At 66.7% G+C, this 16,956-nt stretch carries 16 protein-coding genes; 8 read left to right on the top strand and 8 right to left on the bottom strand.

Features of this window, described 5'->3' with window-relative positions; all coding sequences use genetic code 11:
* Nucleotides 1-706: 706 nt before the first annotated feature.
* From SK1NUM_RS02365 to ftsH, 7 genes are all read right to left on the bottom strand, one after another.
* A complete protein-coding gene (locus tag SK1NUM_RS02365; RefSeq protein ID WP_212324865.1) occupies nt 707-1,369 on the bottom strand; it encodes a hypothetical protein in 663 nt (220 codons plus the stop codon).
* Between the two features lie 152 nt (nt 1,370-1,521).
* The gene (locus SK1NUM_RS02360) at nt 1,522-2,019 is read right to left on the bottom strand and encodes a DUF3180 domain-containing protein (protein WP_212324864.1); all 498 of its coding nucleotides are present in this window, start codon (nt 2,017-2,019) and stop codon (nt 1,522-1,524) included.
* Nucleotides 2,016-2,579, bottom strand: a complete 564-nt coding sequence (gene folK, locus SK1NUM_RS02355) for a 2-amino-4-hydroxy-6-hydroxymethyldihydropteridine diphosphokinase (protein WP_212324862.1) — start codon at nt 2,577-2,579, stop codon at nt 2,016-2,018. The genes SK1NUM_RS02360 and folK overlap by 4 nt, the downstream gene beginning before the upstream one ends.
* The gene (gene folB, locus SK1NUM_RS02350) at nt 2,560-2,928 is read right to left on the bottom strand and encodes a dihydroneopterin aldolase (protein ID WP_212324860.1); all 369 of its coding nucleotides are present in this window, start codon (nt 2,926-2,928) and stop codon (nt 2,560-2,562) included. Before folB ends, folK begins: the two co-directional genes overlap by 20 nt.
* 77 nt (nt 2,929-3,005) lie before the next feature.
* Nucleotides 3,006-3,797: a dihydropteroate synthase gene (gene folP / locus SK1NUM_RS02345; protein WP_212327406.1), complete on the bottom strand. Its 792-nt coding sequence runs from the start codon at nt 3,795-3,797 to the stop codon at nt 3,006-3,008.
* A 17-nt stretch (nt 3,798-3,814) separates the two neighbouring features.
* Nucleotides 3,815-4,381, bottom strand: coding sequence for a GTP cyclohydrolase I FolE (gene folE, locus SK1NUM_RS02340; RefSeq protein WP_212324859.1), 567 nt, complete (start codon nt 4,379-4,381; stop codon nt 3,815-3,817).
* The gene (ftsH, locus tag SK1NUM_RS02335; RefSeq protein ID WP_396020926.1) at nt 4,378-6,408 is read right to left on the bottom strand and encodes an ATP-dependent zinc metalloprotease FtsH; all 2,031 of its coding nucleotides are present in this window, start codon (nt 6,406-6,408) and stop codon (nt 4,378-4,380) included. The genes folE and ftsH overlap by 4 nt, the downstream gene beginning before the upstream one ends.
* 269 nt (nt 6,409-6,677) lie before the next feature.
* On the opposite strand from ftsH, the gene SK1NUM_RS02330 reads away from it, so the two are divergent.
* Together SK1NUM_RS02330 and sigJ are read left to right on the top strand one after the other, a co-directional pair.
* The gene (locus SK1NUM_RS02330; RefSeq protein ID WP_212324850.1) at nt 6,678-7,697 is read left to right on the top strand and encodes an FAD-dependent oxidoreductase; all 1,020 of its coding nucleotides are present in this window, start codon (nt 6,678-6,680) and stop codon (nt 7,695-7,697) included.
* A complete protein-coding gene (gene sigJ / locus SK1NUM_RS02325; protein ID WP_212324843.1) occupies nt 7,694-8,545 on the top strand; it encodes an RNA polymerase sigma factor SigJ in 852 nt (283 codons plus the stop codon). Before SK1NUM_RS02330 ends, sigJ begins: the two co-directional genes overlap by 4 nt.
* Here sigJ and hpt read toward each other — a convergent pair.
* Nucleotides 8,536-9,069 (bottom strand): hypoxanthine phosphoribosyltransferase, encoded by a 534-nt coding sequence (hpt, locus tag SK1NUM_RS02320; RefSeq protein WP_396020925.1) that lies wholly within the window; start codon nt 9,067-9,069, stop codon nt 8,536-8,538. The genes sigJ and hpt overlap by 10 nt on opposite strands.
* 159 nt (nt 9,070-9,228) lie before the next feature.
* On the opposite strand from hpt, the gene SK1NUM_RS02315 reads away from it, so the two are divergent.
* The 6 genes from SK1NUM_RS02315 to scpA all read left to right on the top strand — a co-directional run bounded on the left by SK1NUM_RS02315 (nt 9,229) and on the right by scpA (nt 16,735).
* The gene (locus SK1NUM_RS02315; protein ID WP_212324841.1) at nt 9,229-9,813 is read left to right on the top strand and encodes a histidine phosphatase family protein; all 585 of its coding nucleotides are present in this window, start codon (nt 9,229-9,231) and stop codon (nt 9,811-9,813) included.
* Between the two features lie 156 nt (nt 9,814-9,969).
* Nucleotides 9,970-11,235 carry a Tm-1-like ATP-binding domain-containing protein gene (locus SK1NUM_RS02310; RefSeq protein ID WP_212324840.1) on the top strand — a complete coding sequence of 422 codons (1,266 nt, stop codon included), beginning with the start codon at nt 9,970-9,972 and terminating at the stop codon, nt 11,233-11,235.
* Between the two features lie 10 nt (nt 11,236-11,245).
* Complete coding sequence (locus SK1NUM_RS02305; protein ID WP_212324831.1) at nt 11,246-12,079, top strand: phosphoenolpyruvate hydrolase family protein; 834 nt, start codon at nt 11,246-11,248, stop codon at nt 12,077-12,079.
* Entirely contained in the window at nt 12,076-12,513 is a 438-nt protein-coding gene (locus tag SK1NUM_RS02300; protein WP_212324829.1) for an SRPBCC family protein, read from the top strand. The genes SK1NUM_RS02305 and SK1NUM_RS02300 overlap by 4 nt, the downstream gene beginning before the upstream one ends.
* Nucleotides 12,514-12,670: 157 nt before the next feature.
* Nucleotides 12,671-14,539, top strand: a complete 1,869-nt coding sequence (gene mutA, locus SK1NUM_RS02295; RefSeq protein ID WP_212324827.1) for a methylmalonyl-CoA mutase small subunit — start codon at nt 12,671-12,673, stop codon at nt 14,537-14,539.
* 3 nt (nt 14,540-14,542) lie between these two features.
* Nucleotides 14,543-16,735 (top strand): methylmalonyl-CoA mutase, encoded by a 2,193-nt coding sequence (gene scpA / locus SK1NUM_RS02290; protein ID WP_212324819.1) that lies wholly within the window; start codon nt 14,543-14,545, stop codon nt 16,733-16,735.
* The last annotated feature ends 221 nt before the right edge of the window (nt 16,736-16,956 follow it).

The raw sequence follows: 16,956 nt of genomic DNA, 5'->3' as shown, positions 1-16,956 counted from the left end.
TCATCGAGCAGCCCGCGGCATTGATACGCCAGCCGCCAGACCCTGGCATCGTCCTCTTTGGCATGCTTTGCCACATTGATTTAGGCCCAGTGATACCAGGACAGAGTTCTCATTCTCGATGGCACGCTGGGGGTCATCGACTCCACAGACGCCACATGTGAGGAAGCTGTCCAGAGAGGCCATGCGCCGGTGATCTGGACCGATTGTGCTGCGTTACAGGACGCCAGCCGCACCTGAGACGCAGGTCTACGGGCCCCAGGCCGTAGAAAGGCAGCCTGGAGCCTACAGACGGGCTTGATGCACATTCAAAGGACCTTGGGGGTCGGTTAAGCCCTAGGCAGGCTGGAGGCCGCAGACAGGCCCTCAGCGCTGTCCGCCCAGCCCCGGCGTCACAACCGCCCAGGAAACCCGGAAAGAAGCCTCCCAGCCCCTGTGCCCGAAACGTCACGGGTTTGTGAGGAAAAGCGATGTGGGGCGCTACAGGGCCACCAGCGGCCCACCAGGCATCAGGGAATGCCCCGGAGATGTCGTCTCACCCACAGCTGCCGCCATGGCATCCGGACGGCTGGCAAAGACCCAGGGCGAAAGCAATGCGGATAATAAGGAGGCAAAGCCAGATCCCCGGCTGCGGCGGCCCTTTCGGGCTCTGCAACCGGGGATCTGGACGTACAGGGTGTTCGCCCCAGTCTGGGGCTGTGGAGGTCTGTCAGGCTTCCTTGCGCACTGGCTCGTCGTAGTGCGCCATGTTGAGCTTTGCGAGGTCCACCATGGTGGGGTGCTCGTCGTCGCTGATCCACAGCTCGATGGCTTCCTCGCCCTTGGCGTAACGAGGCAGCTCCACAATGTTGCTGGACTCCTCGATCTCCTGCTCGATTTCCTGCCTGGCCTCTTCCTCGGCGACGAGACGCTCCTCAAGCTCTGCGATCTTCGCCTCCAGCGCGTCGATGCGGGACTGCCGCTCGGCGACCTCACCACGCAGCCACGCGGAGTTACCCCGCATGGTGCTGAGCTCCGAGTTGGCAGCGCCAAGCTGACGACGCAGCTTCGCGATCATCGACTTGAGGTTCTGCGCGCGCTCATTGAAGCGGTCAATCATCGCGATGGACTCCGCGTGATGGCGCTCGGCCTGCTCGACGCGGATGGCGACCTGCCGCTTAATCTCCTCTCGATGCTCCTCGCGTTCGCGTTTCAACTCCATCCAGGCCACAGAGACGGCGACCACCGCCATCACCACGGCTACGACGGCACCGGCGCGAACTACCCAGATACCGCCCAACAGCGATCCGAGAACCGCCAGGGACCCTATGGAGAGGATGCCAATGGCGATGGAACGCTCGGAGGAAGACTTCGCAACGTGACGACCTGACATGTCGACAGATTAAACCAGCTAAACCGGCGTTTTTGCAGCAAAACGCCGAAAATCGAAGTTTTGGACGTAAGAGATCTTGTGAACGAGAGGAGCCCATCCGCCACGCCAGTGCCGTGTCTCGTGCCTGCCGAGCCGCCGGCCTGGGAATGGGATCATGCCGCCTCGGGGGCTTCCCGCTCCTCACCCGGCTCGGTGTCATCGCCGTCGCCGTCGATCATGCAGGCACGTTCCAACAGCCACCCGGCCAGCACGCAGATCGCCGCGGTGACTATCGTGGCCGTGCCATTCCAGACACGCGCCGCCGGCAACTCGGCGGCCATCAGCGACAGCCACCGCCCCACATAGACCGCGTGCCCTCCGGCCAGCAGCGCTCCCGTCATGATGAGGGATTTCGCCATCACCATCGCCCGCACCGCCTCCTCGGAGGGCACGCGGCGCTGCTCCAGCCGCTTCGGCAGGGCGCGGGCGTAGATGAAGGCCGAGGCCGCCAAGAGCAGCAGGAGAGCCGGGACGGTCCACGGCACCACTGGCGGAAAGACGTTCAAGAGGTCGAAGACACCCAGGATCATCCAGCCGACCACGGCCCCCGCGAGCGCGGCGACAACGATCTGGCGTCCCGTCGTGGGGGCCAGCCCAGGACGTCGGGTCAACGTTTCCCCGGGTTTGCGATCACGATGTCGTCACGCCGGACCACGCCTGTCTTGTCGACGTGTTTGACCAGCTCCGCGATGGGCCCGGCCCCCGCGATCTCTGCCGCCGGGTCGACGTCAAGCCAGGGGACGAGCACGAACGCCCTCTCGTAGGCTCGCGGATGAGGCAGTTCGATATCCTCCTCACTGACTCGCTTACCCACCATGACGATATCGATGTCAATGGTCCGCGGCCCCTTGGGGATCACGCGTTTCCGCCCAAGGCTCTCCTCAATGGCCAGAACCCGGTCCAGCAGGGTCATCGGCTCCAGCGTGGACTCCGCCACCACCACGAGGTTGAGGTAATCATCCTGTTCTGGTCCCTCTCCTGCGAATGGCGTCTGATAGACGGGAGAGACATCGACCATGATCAGGTCGGGGGTGTCGGCGAGCAGCTCAACGGCCTCGGCGAGAAGAGCCGGCGAATCACCCATATTGGACCCGAGGGAGAAAACCACCTTAGAGATGGGACGCATGTTTCCCAAGGTGTCGACATCTATGTCAAAAGGACCGTTGCTCATGGCTGCTCCTGGTGATGGTGACTGACAGATCTGATATTTCATGAGGCACGGGAGCCTGCGGTTTGTGCACCGTCACACGAACCTGCTGGACCAGTGGATGGGAGAGACATCGATCGGCGATCCTCCCGGCTAGGGTCTCGATCAACTGACAGGGCTCACCCTCGACCTCCGTGCGGATCATGCCGGCGATCTCGGCGTAGTTCACCGTATTCGCCAGGTCATCGGACTGGGTGTCCAGTGGCAGCAGGAGCTCGGCATCCACAACGAAACGCTGACCCTCGACCCGTTCCTCGGGGAACACGCCATGGAAACCGGTCGCTACCAGACCAGTGATGTTGATGGCATCCACGCCTTCACCTCCTCACGACCGCATTGACCCGAGGATACCGGGTCCTGGGCGCCACTCCTACGGCGGGAACTGCCTGGTTATGATCCCAGGGATTCGGGCGTAAGCTGGCGTCCAACCCTGACCGCATCGCACTGCGCGGGCACCTCGTGGGTGCGTACCGCCCAGACGCCATGCAGCGCGCACCAGGTGGTGACTGCCGCGGTCGCGGCGTCACGGCCCACCGCCGGCCTACCGTCGAGCAGCTCCCCCAGGAAACGCTTGCGGCTGGCCCCCACCAGAAGACGGTGCCCCAGGCCTTGGAAGACCTCCAGGGCACGCAGCAGCTGCCAGTTGTGCTCCGATTCCTTCGAGAAACCGATGCCCGGATCCAGGATGATGCGCTCGCTCGCGATGCCCGCGGCCATGGCCGCATCACGGCGAGCCGCCAGCTCCGCGGCCACCTCGGTCACCACGTCGGTGTAGCCGGCGTGCAGCTGCATGACGTCGGAGTGGGCGCGCCAGTGCATCGCAATGTAGTCGGCGCCCATAGCAGCGACCGTCCTCAGCATGTCGGGATCAGCAAGCCCGCCGGAGACGTCATTGACGATCTGGGCGCCCGCCGCGACGGCGGCCTCGGCGACAGTGACGCGCATCGTGTCCACGGAGCAGGTGATGCCGTCAGCCGCCAGGGCCGCGACCACGGGGACGACGCGCTCCAGCTCCTCGCTCTCCGGCACGCGCGCGGCACCGGGACGGGTGGACTCGCCGCCGACGTCGATGATGCCAGCACCCTGGGAGGCCAGCAGGCGGCCGTGGGCCACCGCGGCAGCCGTCGTGGCGTGCTGTCCCCCGTCGGAGAACGAGTCGGGGGTGACGTTGACGATGCCCATCACGATAGTCACGGACGTCACCTCGCCAGGATCAGGCTCATGGCCTCAGCCCGGGTGGCGGCATTGCGCAGATGCCCCCGCACGGCGCTGGTGATGGTCTTGCTTCCCGGCTTGTGGGTTCCCCGCATCGTCATGCACATGTGCTCGGCCTCGATCACCACGATCACGCCCTGCGCTGCCAGGTGGGTGACGAGAGCGTCGGCGACCTGCGTGGTCAGGCGCTCCTGCACCTGCGGACGGCGGGCGTAGACGTCGACCAGCCGCGCCAGCTTCGACAGCCCCGTCACCTGCCCCCTCCCAGGGATGTAGCCGACGTGAGCGACCCCGACGAAAGGCAGCAGGTGGTGCTCGCAGCAGCTCTTCAACTCGATGTCGCGCACGAGGATCAGCTCCTCATGGTCGATGTCGAAGGTGGTCGCCAGCAGCTCAGCGGGGTCCTGCGCCAGCCCCGAGAACAGCTCCTCGTAGGCGCGTGCCACCCGGCCGGGCGTCCCGGCCAGCCCGTCGCGGTCCGGGTCCTCGCCGATGGCAAAGAGGATCTCCCGGACCGCAGCCTCGATCCGGGGCCGGTCGACGTGGCTCACCTGCGATCCTCGGGGGCGGGAGGCGCCCACGAGCCTGGTGTCTCGCCCTGGGAGGGGCCAGCGCCGAGCTGCCTGGAGGGCGTCTCCTGCGCCTCGGGGGTCACGGATGCGGCAGGCACCTCGACGGGCGGGATGGTGGACGGGATGCGCAGGTCCGATCCAGTCCAGGCCGGCCGCTTGTCGCGGCGCTTCAGGTTCTTGAACACCTCCGCGACCTCGGCCTTGTTGAGGGTCTCCTTCGCGAACAGCTGCCGGACCAGCTCGTCGAGCACCTCACGGTTCTCGGTCAGCACGTCGTAGGCCTCCTGGTGGGCGGCGTTGATGAGCTTGGCCACCTCCTCATCGATGATCGCGGCGGAGGCCTCCGAGAAGTCCTTCGACGGCTGCGAGCCGCGCATCCCCATGAACGGCTCGGAGTCGTCGCCCCCGAGCTGGACGGCGCCGACCCGCTCGCTCATGCCGTACTGGGTGACCATGGCGCGCGCCACCTTGGTGGCCTTCTCGATGTCGTTCTGTGCGCCGGTGGTGGGGTCGTGGAAGATCATCTCCTCCGCGGCCCGGCCGCCCATCATGTAGGCCATCTGGTCGAGCAGCTCGCCGCGGGTGTGCGAGTACTTGTCGTCGTCAGGCATCACCATCGTGTAGCCGAGAGCCCGGCCGCGCGGAAGGATCGTGACCTTCTGGACGGGGTCGTTGCCGGGCATCGCGGCAGCGACCAGCGCATGCCCGCCCTCGTGGTAGGCGGTGATGAGGCGCTCGCGATCATTCATCAGGCGGGTGCGTTTCTGCGGACCGGCGATGACCCGGTCGATGGCCTCGTCGAGCTGCGGCTGGCCGATCACGTTCAGGTTCATGCGCGCCGCCAGGAGAGCTGCCTCGTTGAGGACGTTGGCCAGGTCGGCGCCGGAGAAGCCGGGGGTGCGCCGGGCGATGGAGTCGAGGTCGACGTTCTCGGCGAGGGGCTTGCCGACGGCATGCACCTGGAGGATGTGGGAGCGTCCCGTCAGATCGGGGGCCTCGACGGAAATCTGGCGGTCGAAGCGGCCCGGCCGCAGCAGCGCCGGGTCCAGCACGTCGGGACGGTTCGTCGCGGCGATCAAGATCACGCCACCGCGCACGTCGAAGCCGTCCATCTCGACGAGCAGCTGATTCAGGGTCTGCTCCCGCTCGTCGTGACCGCCGCCCATACCGGCGCCGCGGTGCCGGCCGACGGCGTCGATCTCGTCGATGAACACGATGGCGGGGGCCGCCTCCTTTGCCTGCTCGAACAGGTCCCGGACCCGGGAGGCGCCGACGCCGACGAACATCTCGACGAAGTCGGAGCCGGAGATGGAGAAGAACGGCACCCCGGCCTCCCCCGCGACGGCGCGTGCGAGAAGGGTCTTGCCGGTGCCGGGCGGGCCGTAGAGCAGCACACCCTTGGGGATCTTCGCGCCGAGCTTCTGGAATTTCGCCGGCTCCGCCAGGAACTCCTTGATCTCCTGCAGCTCCTCGACGGCCTCGTCGACGCCCGCAACGTCGGCAAAGGTGGTTTTGGGCATGTCCTTGCTGGCGAGTTTCGCCTTCGACTTGCCGAAGCTGAGGGGGCCGCCGGAGCCGCCGCCGTTGACCATCCGCATCACCACGAAGAAACCGATGCCCAGCAGCAGGAACGGCAGGCCCGTGTACAGCAGGGTGGACAGGATTCCCGGGGTGGGGTTGCGGGCCACCCAGTGGTCGAGCGTCCCGGCGGCGGAACGCTGCTGGAGGATCTCGACGAAGCTGTCGACCTGGCGCCCCACCCAGTTGGACTGTATGCGCTGCCCGGCGTCCGTGGTGATCTGGATGACCTGCTCACCGTCGATGACGGTGACTTCCTTCAGCTTCTCATCGCCCTGTAGAACGCTGATGACCTGGCTCATCGGGACGTCCCGGAAGCCGAACCATCCGGAGATGAGTTGCATGGCCAGTGATCCGAGGATGATGGCGATGACGATCCAGGTCAGCCAGCCCATCGGGCTTTTCATGATTTTCTGCAACTGCGGGATTCCCTAGAAGAAGATGGACGTAAGCACTGGAAGGCTACCAGCGCCCGCCAAGAGGACAGAATGTCATTTCTCGGCGGCCGGCGTCGTCCAGCTGACCTGAAGGACACGAACCCCCGCTCAACGCGGCTGGAAACCGGAGGGGCCATCCGGCGAGGAGCATGTCACGGGGATCACGGCTGCGACCAACGCACGGGAGCACCAGCCTGCGAACATTGGCCACCGGAGGAACGGAGATGTCACATTTCGGTTCCCGGTCACGTCCCGTGAGCATGAACACAATCGAAGCAATCATCATCGGCGGCGGATACGGCGGAGTCATGGCCGCGAACAGGCTCGCCGCCAGAGGCCGCAGGGTCCATCTCGTCAATGACGGCCCCACATTCGTCAACAGGATCCGGCTACACCAGCGCGCCGCCACCGGGTACAGAGTGACGCGCCCGCTCGACGAGATGCTGTTTCCTGAGGTCGGGCTGAGCACACAACGGGCGGTCCGGGTCTCGGCAGGTGGGGTGGCCCTGGCGGACGGAACGGAACTGGAGGCGTCTCATGTCGTGATCGCCACCGGCAGCACTGGCGACGGCCCCGCAACCCTGGCAGGGGCCGATGCCCTGCGCACGGCCCTTTCCGCGCTCCCCGCCGGAGCACGGGTCCGGGTGGACGGCGCCGGCCTGAGTGGAGTCGAGATCGCTACGGAGATCGCCGAGGCGGCGCCGCACCTTCAGGTGTCCCTGACCGATCCCGCCGGACTGTTTCCCGGCGGCTCGGAGGGAAACAGGAAATGGCTCGCGAACCAGCTTCCCCGGCTCGGGGTGGTCTGGAACGACGGCCCGGCCGACCTGGCGGTCGACTGCACCGGGCTGTCCGCACCGGACCTCGCCTCCCGGTCCGGGATGCCCGTGGATGGACGGGGCAGGCTTGTCGTGGACAGGACCCTTCAGGCGGCCCCCGGGATCTGGGGACTGGGCGATGCCGTCGTCTCGCCGCAGCTGCCCCACCTGCGGATGGGGTGCGCGACCGCCCTTCCGATGGGCGCCCATGTCGCCGACAACGTCCACCGGGTGCTGGCGGGAGAAGCGGCCGCCGATTTCGATTTCGGTTTCTCGTTCCGCTGCGTCAGTCTCGGACGCAGGAACGGCCTGATCGAATTCGTGGACCGTTGCGACGCCCCCACCGGTCGGCGCCTGACCGGACGGGGAGGGGCTTTCTTCAAGGAGAGGATCTGTCGCCTGGCGATCGACGCGCCCCGCCGCTCGGCAGCGGGTTACCGTTGGCTCGGGAGGCAACGGTGAGCACGGACGAATACCTGCAACATCGTGGGCTGGTGCTGCGCATCGCCTACGACATCACCGGTTCCCTCGCCGAGGCCGAGGACATCGCCCAGGAGACGTGGCTGCGCTGGCACCGCGCGACGGAGGAGACGGGGATAGCCCGGCCCAGGGCCTATCTGGCCCGAATCGCCACGAACCTGGCTCTCGATGTCCTGAGGAGACGCGACTACCCAGGTCGGTTCCTGCCGGAACCCGTACCGGAGGGTGACGCGACCGATTCGGAACTGTTGGCGGCGGAAGAGGTGTCGCTGGCGCTGGCACTGGTGTTGCAGTCGTTGTCACCGCTGGAACGCACCGCCTTCGTCCTGCACGACGTCTTCGGTTTCTCCCACGAGGAGGTCGCGGAGTTCTTGGGACGCTCCCCGTCCTCCGTACGGCAGCTGGCGAGTCGTGCCCGGCATCACATCGAGGCAGGGCGTTCTCGTTTCGACGTGGACGCCGGGAAACACCGCCGGCTGACCGAGGTGTTCCTGACCGCCTGCCGGGCGGGTGATCTCGATTCCTTGAAGAATCTCCTGGCAGAGGATGTGACCGTGGTTTCCGATGGCGGTGGCCGGGCCACGGTGGCTCTGCGGCCCGTCGTCGGAGCCGACAAGGTGGCTCGTTTCTTCCTGGGTCTGGCCAGCAAGATGACGGGAACGACCAGCTTCGAACCCGCCAACCTCAACTCGACCCCCGCGTGGGTCGCCCGGGTGGACGGGCGAATCGATCACGTCGGATGGCCGATGGCCGCCGGGGACGGAATCTCGGCCTTCTACATCGTGCGGAATCCGGAGAAACTAACCGCCCTCGGCCGCCCTCAGGAGTAGACGTGGGGGGCCAGGACCGCCAGGTCACGGAGGTTGCGGTAGCGGCTCGCGTAGTCGAGGCCGTAGCCGACGACGAACTCGTTGGGGATGTCGAAGCCCACGTACTTGACCGGCACGTCCATCTGCGCGGCACCCGGCTTGCGGAACATGGCCATGATCTCAAGGCTGGCGGGCTTGCGGCTGGCCAGGTTCGAGATCAGGTAGCTGAGGGTCAGGCCGGTGTCGATGATGTCCTCGACGACCAGGACGTGGCGTCCCTCGATGCTAACGCCGAGGTCCTTCAGGATGCGCACCACGCCGCTGGACTGGGTGCCGGAGCCGTAGGAGGAGATCGCCATCCAGTCCATCTCCACGTGCGACCTCATGGCACGCTGCAAGTCGGAGACGACCATGATGGCCCCGTTGAGCACCCCGACGATCAGGATGTCCCGGCCGGCGTAGTCGGCGTCGATCTGGGCAGCGACCTCGGCCAGGCGGGCCGCGATCTGGTCGCTGGTGTAGAGGACTTCGGACAGGTCAGGCATCACATCAGCTGCATCCACTTTGCTCACACTAGAGCCTCGGCGGGCAGGTGAGGTTCCTCCCACGCCGGGCGGCCCAGCGACCTCAGCACAACTTCACAGGTAAAAATTTCACAGGTAAATAGTCCCCGAAAACCGTCGCTGTCCGCTTACGATCAAGCCATGCGACTCCTCCTGATCCGTCACGGCGAAACCCAGGCGAATGTCGACCACCGGCTGGACACCGCCTACCCGGGCTACCGATTGACCAACAACGGCCTGACCCAGGCGGCCTCACTGCCGGGAAAACTGGCCGGCGAGCCCATCGAGGCGGTGTACGCCTCCAACCTGGCCCGGGCACAACAGACGGCTGCGCCGCTCGCCGAGTCCCTGGGCCTTGAGGTCCAGGTGCTGGAGGGGGTTCGGGAGATCTCCGCGGGAGTCGAGGAGCTCAACTGCGACTGGCGCACCTACGTCGCGGAGCTGCAGGCCTGGTCTCCGAGCAACATGGACTCCGGCCTGGAGGGCGGCGAGACCGCGCGGCAGTTCATGGAGCGTTTCACATCCGCTATTTCACAGGTCGAGTCCGCAGGGCATGGATGCGCCGCGGTCGTGAGCCATGGGGCGGCGCTGCGGGTGTGGACCCTGGCGCAGGACCCTGGTTTCGGACTGGAGAACGCGGCCCCGTTGAACAACACCCAGTGGATCGTGCTGAACGGCTCAAGCCACGACGGCTGGCGCATCGAGAGCTGGGGGGAGCGTCCCTGAGATCCCGTCGCTGACGCACGCCGTCCCACCATGGCCATCCTCCAGGGCGGCCAGTTCGCCACTGGACTAAAGTTAAGGTCCTGAAAGGCTATGGTCTCGCCGGCGGAGCACGCCACCGCCGGGGCACCTGGCCGCAGCACGAAGAGGTGAGATCGCATGGCCGTTGTCGCACTGGTCGGGACATTGGACACCAAGGGCGCCGAATACACCTGGCTGGCGGAGCGGCTGGTCGAGCTGGGGACGCAGTGCCTGCTGGTGGACGCCGGGTCGTTCTCCACCAGCGATCTCGCCGACGTCACCTCCGATGAGGTGATCGCCGCGGCCGGCGCAGACGCGGACGGCCTGAGGGAGCGCCGCAACCGGGGCGAGATGATGCAGGTGATGCGCACCGGGGTGGCCCGCGTGATACGCGACTTGGCGGCGGCCGGCCGCATCCACGGCCTGCTCGCGCTCGGCGGGTCGGGCGGCTCCTCCGTCGCGGCGGGCGCCATCCAGGCGTTGCCGGTGGGGTTCCCGAAGCTGCTGGTCTCGACGATGGCTTCCGGCGACGTGGGACCCTACGTCGGCGAGGCGGATGCAACGCTCATGTACTCGGTCGTCGATGTGGCCGGCATCAACTCGGTCTCAGCGCAGGTGTTCGGCAATGCCGCCGCCGCGATCGCCGGGATGGCGAAGGCCCACGAGGCCAGGCTGGCCGCGGCGCCGGAGCCGCACCGGCCGCTGGTCGGCATCACCATGTTCGGGGTGACCACCCCCGCGGCGGACGAGGCACGCGAGAGGCTGACGGAGCTGGGCTACGAGGTGCTGGTGTTCCACGCCACCGGGACGGGCGGCAGGGCGCTGGAGAAGCTCGTCGAGTCGGGGGCCCTGGCCGGGGTGTGCGACCTGACCACCACCGAGCTGGCCGACGACCTCGTGGGCGGGGTGCTATCGGCGGGGCCGGAACGGCTGGAACGGGCCGGGCGCGCCGGGCTGCCCCAAGTGGTGAGCCTGGGAGCCCTGGACATGGTCAACTTCGGACCGGCCGAGACCGTCCCGCCCCAGTTCGCGGACCGCACCCTGTTCGTCCATAACCCGTCCGTGACGCTGATGCGCACCACGAGGCAGGAGATGGCGGAGCTGGGCCGCCGGATCGCGGCGAAACTGGCCACCGCCACCGGGCCGGCCGAGTTGTTCATCCCGCTGCGGGGGGTCAGCGCTATCGATGTTGACGGTGGCTCGTTCCGGGATGCCGAGGCCGATGCGGCACTGTTCGAGGCGCTGCGTTCCGGTCTGGCGGGCAGCGGCGTCGTCGTCCATGAACTGGACCAGGCCATCAACGACCCGGGGTTCGGCGCCGCCATGGCGCAGGCCCTGCACACAGCCATCACCACATCACCGGCGATCCCACACACCGCTGGAATGCATGACCACTCGGAATGAAGGAGAAACAATGTCTCGCAAGGAAATCCTCGACCGGTTCCGCACCCAGGTAGCCGAGGGCCGCCCGATCATCGGCGGCGGGGCGGGCACCGGCATCACCGCGAAATCCGCCGAGGCCGGCGGCATCGACCTGCTGGTGATCTACAACTCAGGCCGGTTCCGGATGGCTGGGCGCGGCTCCCTGTCGGGACTGCTGGCCTATGGCGACGCCAACGCGATCGTCATGGAGATGGCGAATGAGGTGCTGCCGGTAGTTGGGCACACGCCGGTGCTGGCAGGGGTCAACGGCACAGACCCATTCCGTGTGATGGGCTATTTCCTGCGCCAGGTCAAGGAGATCGGCTTCGCCGGCGTCCAGAACTTCCCGACCGTCGGCCTGATCGACGGGGTGTTCCGGGCGAACCTGGAGGAGACCGGGATGGGCTACGGGCCGGAGATCGACATGATCCGCATGGCCCACGAGCTGGACCTGCTCACCTCGCCCTACGTGTTCGACGAGGAGCAGGCGAGAGATATGGCCCGCGCCGGGGCTGACATCCTGGTGCCCCACATGGGGCTGACCACGTCCGGGACCATCGGGGCAAAGACCGCCCTGACGCTGGAGGAGGCTACCGTCAAGGTGCAGTCGCTGGCGGACGCCGCCAAGAGCGTCAATCCCGGGATCCTGTGCCTGTGCCATGGCGGCCCGATAGCCAACCCGGCTGACGCCCAGTACATCCTCGACCACACCGACGGCATCGTCGGCTTCTACGGCGCCAGCTCCATCGAGCGCTTCCCCACCGAGGTCGGCATCCGCGCCCAGACGGAGGAGTTCAAGGCCATCACCTTCAAGGCGCCGCGGTGACGACCTCCTACTGCAGCACGGTCCTTCAGCACCCCGCGGACCGGGTGTGGGCGGCGCTCCGGGACTTCAACGGCCTGGCGACGTGGTTCAGCGGCGCGGTCTCCGAGAGCCATATCGAGGACGGTCTGAGCGGCCTGACCATCGGGGCGGTGCGCAGCTTCCAGATGGGAGACTCCCGGATCCGGGAACGCCTGCGCGCCCTGTCCGACATTGACCGCAGCTACTCCTATGAATTCTGCGAACCGGCACCGTTTCCCGTCACGGGGTATCTAGCCACGGTGAAGGTGACTCCGGTCAGCGATGCAGGCCATGCCCTGGTGGAGTGGTGGGCCGACTTCGACTGCGCCCCTGATGAGCGAGGGCACTGGAAAGGATTCTTCGCCGGGGAGGTGTTCGCGCCCGCGCTAGGCGGGCTACGCGAGTACTTCGGCTGACGGTTCTCCACCAGAAGATTCGGTCGGACCAATCCACCCCCGATGGGCGTCGCCGCCCTGGGCTGGGCTAGTGTTGGCATGTCGAGGACTACCAGTCCCGAAACTGGGCGGGCCATATCCCCGCAATGGTCTGCCGGAAGGATTTGGACGGAGAGCGATGAGCGCAGAATCAACGAGCGCGGCCGAGATCAGTCTCGCCGCGGACTTCGCCACTCCCAGCCTTGCTGACTGGGAGAAGGAGGTACTGAAGGTACTCAACCGGAAGCGCCCCGAGGGCAAGGAACTCAACATTGAGCAGGCATACAAGCGCCTGACGAGCCACACCGTCGATGGGCTTGTGACCAAGCCGCTGTACACCATTGACGATGGCGTCAAGGAGCTTGGTTTCCCCGGAGTGGCCCCATTCACGCGCGGCACCACGGTCCGCGCAGGAGAGATGGATGAGGGCTGGTTCAGTGCTCAGCTCATTGAGGAACCCGACCCGGCCGAGGCCCGCAAGGCCGTCGACACCGACCTGGAGCGCGGCACATCCGCGGTCTGGGTGCGCGTTGACCCCGACGCGGTGCCCGCCGACAAGCTGGCAGAGGTCCTGAGCGATGTCCTGTTCGACCTCGCCCCCACACATGTTTCCTCCAACACCGATGAGCTGGCGGCCGCCGAGGCCCTGGCCGCGGCTTTCGCCGCTTCCGGCAAGGAGAACATCCGCGGCAGCCTCGGCGTCGACCCGATCGGCTTCGCCGCCATCAACGGAACCACCCCCGACCTCTCGGTGATCGCGAGGGCCGTGGAGCTCGCAAAGCCGTTCCCGGGTGTGCGTCCCATCGTCGTGGACGCCTCCCGTTACGATTCCATGGGCGCCGGTGACGTCGCCCAGCTGGCCTACGCGCTGGCCACGGGCATCGAGTACGTGCGCGCCCTGACCGATCTCGGGCTGAGCGCCGATGAGGCCTTCGACAGCATCCTGTTCCGGGTCTCCGCGAACACCAACCAGTTCATCACCATCTCCCGGCTGCGCGCGCTGCGCACCCTGTGGAACCGGGTCGGTGAGGTGCTCGGGGTGAGCCCGGAGAAACGCGGCGCGGTGCAGCACGCCGTCACGTCGCTGCGCGAGATCACCCGCGACGACGCCTACGTCAACGTGCTGCGCGGCACCATCTCGGCCTTCGCGGCGGCCGTCGGCCAGGCCGAGTTCATCACCGTGTTGCCGCTCGACACCGTGATTGGTCTTCCCGACGTCCTGACCCGCCGCATCGCCCGCAACACCCAGGTGGTGCTGGCCGAGGAATCGAACATCGGCCGCGTCAACGACCCGGCCGGCGGAGCATGGTTCGTCGAGTCCATGACCCAGCAGCTCTGCGAGAAGGCCTGGGAGCTGTTCGGTCAGCTCGACGAGAAGGGCATGGCGGCCGCCATCGCCGATGGCACCGTGGCCGCCCAGCTCAAGGAGATCAACGAGGCCCGCGCCAAGCTGCTCGCCACTCGCAAGCTGCCGCTGACGGGCGTCTCGATGTTCCCGAACCACGTCGAGAAGTCCTTGGAGCGCAAGCCCCGTCCCAAGGCTCCGGAGCTCGGCGGCATCCCGTTCGTGCGCGACAGCCAGGTCTTCGAGGACCTGCGTGACCGCTCCGCGGCCGCCACGAAACCCCCGACGGTGCTGCTGGCCTGCCTCGGGACCCGCCGCGATTTCGGCGGGCGCGAGGGCTTCACGTCGAATCTCTACCACGTGGGCGGCATCAACACCGTCCTCGCGGAGGGCACCGACCCCGAAGTGTTCGTCCAGGCCATGAAGGATGCTGATACAGACATCGCGGTGCTGTGCTCCAGCGCGAAGGTCTACGCCGCCCATGGCCTGGCCGTCGCGAAGGCGCTGAAGGAGGCGGGAGCCCAGGAGGTGCGGCTCGCCGGGCAGTACAAGGAGCTGGGCGCTGACGAGGCGGAGGTGACCGCCGTCATCGACGGCAATGTCTTCGACGGAATGAACGTGGTGGAGCTGCTCACCTCCACCCTGGACAAGCTGGAGGCCTGAGCAATGACCACGATCCCCCGTTTCGGCTCGGTCGCGCTGCACGGCGACGGCGTTCCCAATGACGCTAAGAGGCAGTTCGACGATCACTTCCACCAGGTCGGCCACTCGGCCGGCTGGCAGACCCCGGAGCACATCCTGGTACCGCCGCTGTTCGGTGACGGTGACCTCCAGGGCCTGGACTTCCTGGCCACCCGGCCGGGCATTGCCCCCTATCTGCGCGGCCCGTACGCGACGATGTACGTGAACCAGCCGTGGACCATCCGCCAGTACGCGGGCTTCTCCACCGCTGAGGAGTCGAACGCCTTCTACCGCCGTAACCTGGCGGCCGGGCAGAAGGGCCTGTCGATCGCATTCGACCTGGCCACCCACCGCGGCTACGACTCCGATCACCCGCGGGTGGCCGGCGACGTCGGCATGGCGGGCGTGGCCGTCGACTCGATCCTGGACATGCGGCAGCTGTTCGACGGCATCCCCTTGGACCAGATGTCGGTGTCGATGACCATGAATGGCGCGGTGCTGCCGGTGCTGGCGCTGTACGTCATCGCCGCCGAGGAGCAGGGCGTCAAGCCCGAGCAGCTGGCCGGGACCATTCAGAATGACATTCTGAAGGAGTTCATGGTCCGCAACACGTACATCTACCCGCCGCTGCCGTCGATGAAGATCATCGCCGACATCTTCGCCTACACCAGCGCGAACATGCCGCGGTTCAACTCCATCTCCATCTCCGGCTACCACATGCAGGAGGCGGGGGCCACCGCGGACATCGAGATGGCCTACACCCTGGCCGACGGCGTCGAGTACATCCGCGCCGGCGAGTCGGTGGGTCTGACGGTCGACGCCTTCGCGCCGCGGCTGTCGTTCTTCTGGGCGATCGGCATGAACTTCTTCATGGAGGTCGCGAAGATGCGGGCCGCCCGCATGCTGTGGGCGCGGCTGGTGCGCAGCTTCAACCCGAAGAACCCGAAGTCGATGAGCCTGCGCACGCATTCGCAGACCTCCGGGTGGTCGCTGACCGCGCAGGACGTCTACAACAACGTGGTGCGCACCTGCATCGAGGCGATGGGCGCGACGCAGGGGCACACGCAGTCGCTGCACACCAACGCCCTCGACGAGGCCATCGCCCTACCGACGGACTTCTCCGCCCGGATCGCCCGCAACACCCAGCTGTTCATCCAGCAGGAGTCGGGCACCACGAAGACGGTGGATCCGTGGGCTGGATCGGCCTACGTCGAGAAGCTCACCGAGCAGCTGGCCCGGAAGGGCTGGGAGAGGATCCAGGAGGTCGAGCAGGCGGGCGGCATGGCCAAGGCCATCGAGCAGGGCATCCCGAAGATGCGCATCGAGGAGGCCGCGGCCCGCACCCAGGCCCGCATCGACTCGGGCCGCCAGCCTGTGATCGGCGTCAACAAGTTCACCGTCGACCAGGAGGATGAGCTGGAGGTGCTGAAGGTCGACAACCGGGCGGTCCGCGAACAGCAGATCGCGAAGCTGGAGCGGCTGCGCGCCGAACGCGACGAGGCCGTCACCCAGGAGATGCTGGAGCGCATCTCCTGGGCCGCCGCGAACCCGGACCCGACCGACCCGGACCGCAACCTGCTGAAGGTCTCCATCGACGCGGCCCGCGCGAAGGCCTCCGTCGGCGAGATCTCCAGCGCCCTGGAGAAGGTTTTCGGACGCTACACCGCACAGATCCGTACCATCTCCGGTGTGTACAACAAGGAATCCGGATCCTCACAGGCCGTTGAGAAGGCACGCAAGCTCGTCGAGGAGTTCGAGAAAGAGGAGGGACGCCGTCCCCGTATCCTGATCGCCAAGATGGGCCAGGACGGCCACGACCGCGGCCAGAAGGTGATCGCGACGGCCTACGCCGACCTCGGCATGGACGTCGACGTCGGCCCGCTGTTCCAGACCCCCGAGGAGGTCGCACGGCAGGCCGTCGAGTCCGACGTGCACGTCGTGGGCGCCTCCTCCCTCGCGGCCGGTCACCTCACCCTGGTGCCCGAGCTGCGCAAGGAACTCGACAAGCTGGGCCGCCAGGACATCATGGTGGTCGTCGGCGGTGTGATCCCGAGCCAGGACTTCGATGAGCTCCGCGCAAACGGCGCAGACGCCATCTACCCGCCCGGCACGAACATCCCGGAGTGCGCCGTCGATCTGCTCCAGACCCTGGACAAGCGCCTCCACGGCGACAACTGACCCCAAGGTATGTGGCCCGTCCCCGAAAAGGGACGGGCCACATGTCATTCCCGACCTCCGACGCTCCAGAGAACCTGCAAACCGACAGGGGTGCGAATGCGCAGTTCAGTTCCGGCCAACAGCTGAAGGGCTATGTCTGACTTCCGGGAATTCAGCGAAACGAAGGGATGGAGAGCAGCGAAACGAAGATCTAGATATAAGCAAACCGAAGAGGAAACTGT

Origin of the sequence: Arachnia rubra (assembly GCF_019973735.1) — a bacterium.
Taxonomy (GTDB): Bacteria; Actinomycetota; Actinomycetes; order Propionibacteriales; family Propionibacteriaceae; genus Arachnia; species Arachnia rubra.
This window is presented reverse-complemented; position numbering and strand designations above follow the sequence as displayed.